General features: G+C 30.0%; 2 protein-coding genes. Both read right to left on the bottom strand.

What is annotated here, in order from left to right:
• Window positions 1-138 precede the first annotated feature (138 nt).
• A complete protein-coding gene (locus tag U9R42_05670; protein ID MEA3495508.1) occupies window positions 139-2,247 on the bottom strand; it encodes an Omp28-related outer membrane protein in 2,109 nt (702 codons plus the stop codon).
• 180 nt (window positions 2,248-2,427) lie between these two features.
• A complete protein-coding gene (locus U9R42_05665; protein ID MEA3495507.1) occupies window positions 2,428-3,381 on the bottom strand; it encodes a DUF4476 domain-containing protein in 954 nt (317 codons plus the stop codon).
• Between the last annotated feature and the right edge of the window lie 244 nt (window positions 3,382-3,625).

Genomic DNA, 3,625 nt, shown 5'->3' with positions numbered 1-3,625 from the left:
CATATCATGAACACCTTTAAAATAATATTAGATTGGTGAATAAAGAAAGGAATTAATAGCAAACCCCTAAAAGCAAAAAAAAAGGCAATCAATTATTGACTGCCTTTTTTTCTAATTATTAAGAAAATAAAATGTTTTTTACTTAATAAATTTCACTGTGTGAGCTATTCCATTAATTTTAACTACTGCCAAATAAGTTCCTATGGCTAAGTCGGATGTGCTAAAATAAATTGAATGTTTTCCTGTAGCATAGCTTCTTTCGGTAATTCTTTTTACAGTTTGTCCCATTGTGTTATAAACTGTTAATGAAACATCACTTTTTTGAGTTACAGAAAAACCAACATTTGCAATTGAACCTACGGGATTTGGATAAATAGACACACTATTTTCCATAGTTGGTTCATCAATAGAAACAGTTGTAAGTTTTTTCTCAATTACATTAATAATAGAACGTTCTAATATGTCATCATTGTAGTGACTAACTAAAATAATAAATTCAACATGATTTTCATTATAACTTGAACTGAGTGTTGTTGAATAAGTTTTGTTAAATTTATCACCTGTTGTATAAAGCTTTGGAGTGCTGTTGAGAGGGTCTCCCCATGTAGCTGATAAAAATTCTCTTGAAGTATGTTGATGAGGATAGTTTGTTATTGGGTCTCCAAAATCATAAAGAAGATGACTTGAACCGCCAGCAGCATATCCGTCTTTACTATAATAGTTTCTTTGGTCGTACTGTGAACCTGAACCTACAACATAATTTTCAATTAACATAACTGTAAGCCTAAGATCACCGTAATAATAGTCAACAAAATCAACTTCAACATCAAGGTCAAATTTTCTTGTACTTGTATTGTAATCAAGATTTTTAACTGAAATATTAATCGGTGTTGCTTCAGCTAATCTTTCGATTACTTTTTCTTCCCATCTATTACGTGAAAATCCAACAGCATCAAATTCATCAAATTTTACTCTGTCAACATAGCCTGTTGGGTAACCAACTGCATAAGCAGCATTTATAGCATTTCCATCTGTAAAAGACATTCCGTCTCCATTATGATGAGAAACTCCTACTGCATCAGGATTGTTCTCTAAAATTAGGCGTAATTGTAATGCTCCATCAGGGCAGTAACCACACCATGCACCTGTTGCTTCTTCTACAAGAACTTGCTTTGTGCCTGTGTTTCCTTCGTTTGTAAATACTTCAATTGAGATTGTATCATTTTCATTTACCATGTCTGCATGTGAGCCATTTAAATTATCTGCCCAAACTTTAATTGTATATTTTTCACCAGGGTTGCTTGGTTTCCATGCAGAAGGTGCAGTAAAATCATAAGTATTTGTAATTGATGCATTAATTGTAGATGTAATAACAGCACCATTACCTATCTGATAGTTTAAATCAAAAGAAGTGATTGTTTGAGCTCCAAGATTTTTAAGTGTACCTTTTATATAAACGTTAGTGTTATAAGTAACAATTTTTTTCATATCAAGTTTTATTGCAGCTAAATCATAATCAGGTTGTGTGCCGTAAAAAAAAGTATAATATGAGTTATCTGCTACCGTATAATCATTTTCTGCATTTGAAATCAAATTAGGAGAAGCTGTAACTTGTATTGCAGTTGTTGCATCAATTTGGATTCCTGCTGTTAAAGTTACATCTCCGGTACAAGCATTTCCACCATCAACACATAATGTTTTTTGGTCAACAATATAAATATTGTTTGTTGTTTCTTCAAAAACAATTGACCAATATGTCCAACCATCTTTAATTCCATCTTCACTAAATGAGTTGAATTGAATCCAATGCTGACGATTAGGTGCTGAGCCAAATGTTTTTGTCATAATATTATCACCATCAGCGGCATACATTCCCCAAATACAAATTGAATTGTCAGGAATATTTGCTGAAGGTAAAGATTCATTTGTTTTTGAAGGTACTGCGGTTGCAGAAGTTGTAAAAGTTACAACGCCTGTTGAGGATGCAATGTAACTTGATACGGTTTGTCCATTAAATTGAAATGTAAAAGGAATAGAACTTACACTTGACCAAGCGGCTATTGTTTTTGGTCCGCTTAAAATAGTTGCCCAACCTGTTGGTGCTCCTGTAGATCCTTTAGGAACTTCAATGTCTTCATGTAATGATCCTGGGTTTTCTCCTGCATTGATAGAAGGGAGATAATAATATTGCGAAAATGCAGCAATACTAAAGAATATCCCTATAAGTACTAATGTGATTTTTTTCATACTAAATTAAATTTTCATTGTTTAAAAGATTTACATATTTAAATTTGAATCGTCAAAGATAAAATTATTTATTAAGTTGAATAATAAATTTTTAATTTTTTTAAAAATATTTTAAATTACGAAAAAAATTAATGAATATTTCTTAACAAAAAAAACTTGCGGGTTTTAGGTGATTTAATCCTATTCACCAAAATTATAAATGTAATCATTTAGTTCTTCTATTGTTGATTCAAAATCAAAAGCATCGTTTAAAAGGTAATAGTTGCCAATATCATAAGTATATCCGTAAGCAAATTTAGCAAGTTTGAGGCGTGTATCTTCAAAATCAAATAATAGCATAATTTCTTTAACTTGTGAACTTAATAAGCAATTTGACATTATTACTTGCTTTGCAATTCTGAGTTTACTGTCTTCAAAATCCTTTGATGAAATTGAATATTTAACTTGAGTAAAATCCTGCGAAGACATAGGGTAAGGGCAACCAACGGGTCCGTTATAACCGGGTAAAACATAAGTGGTTTGAGTTTGTTGCATTTGCGGGTTTTGGTAAATCTCAGTTTTTGTAATTGTTGTGCTTGAAGTTGTTGTATTATTTCCGCCTGCGTTGATGTTCATATTTATATTTGCACCTGATTGAGAGTTATTAAAATTTACATTCATTGATGCACCCGAAGGATTCATGTTAACTCCCTGATTTACCGTTGTTGTTTGTGAATTTGTAACTATTGTTGTGGTTGGCTGCGGCTGAGGTTGTGTATTATAAATAATAACTGATTGTCCTTCAATTATTGCTGGAGCTTGTGCTATTGGTACTTCGTTCATCCATCTTATAACATATTCACCTTTTCTGTTTTTTTTGATAACAAAGGTTGTTTCAGTACCTTGATTAAATATTTTATTTTTATCAATTTCTCCAAGATTTGTGTTTTCAAAAATTACCTTGACTTTATAACTTGGTGAAATCAGATCAGTAATTTTAACATTTGTTTCGGGATTTTGATTTTGATTTATTCCATTTAATATTAGATGGAATCTTTCGCCTTGTTCTGTAAAAAATACCAGATTCGATTTTATTTGACCGAAAACTGATGAAATAAATAGCATTCCAATTAGAAATAAAGTAACATTTTTCATAAGTAGTTTTTGATTAAAAATTTTGATTAATATATTTTGCAAAAATAGATAAATTGAGAATGCAATTTCAAAATATTTTAGATTTTAGATTTTGTTTTTTATTTACTGATAATCAATAAATTTTAATTGTTTAAACGATTTATATATTCAAATTTGAATCGTCAAAGATAAAATTATTTATTAAGTTGAATAATAAATTTTTAAAAAAATTAAAAATTTATTATTCAACTTAATAAATAATTTT

The sequence above is a fragment of the Bacteroidota bacterium genome (assembly GCA_034723125.1).
In the GTDB taxonomy this organism is placed as follows: Bacteria; Bacteroidota; Bacteroidia; order CAILMK01; family JAAYUY01; genus JAYEOP01.
Note: the sequence above shows the minus strand (reverse complement) of the source record. Positions and strands in the feature narration are given on the sequence as shown.

Excerpts from the sequence above, each read along its gene's own strand:
- U9R42_05665 (MEA3495507.1), bottom strand. The coding sequence starts at position 3,381 with ATGAAAAATGTTACTTTATTTCTAATTGGAATGCTATTTATTTCATCA.
- U9R42_05670 (MEA3495508.1), bottom strand. The coding sequence starts at position 2,247 with ATGAAAAAAATCACATTAGTACTTATAGGGATATTCTTTAGTATTGCT.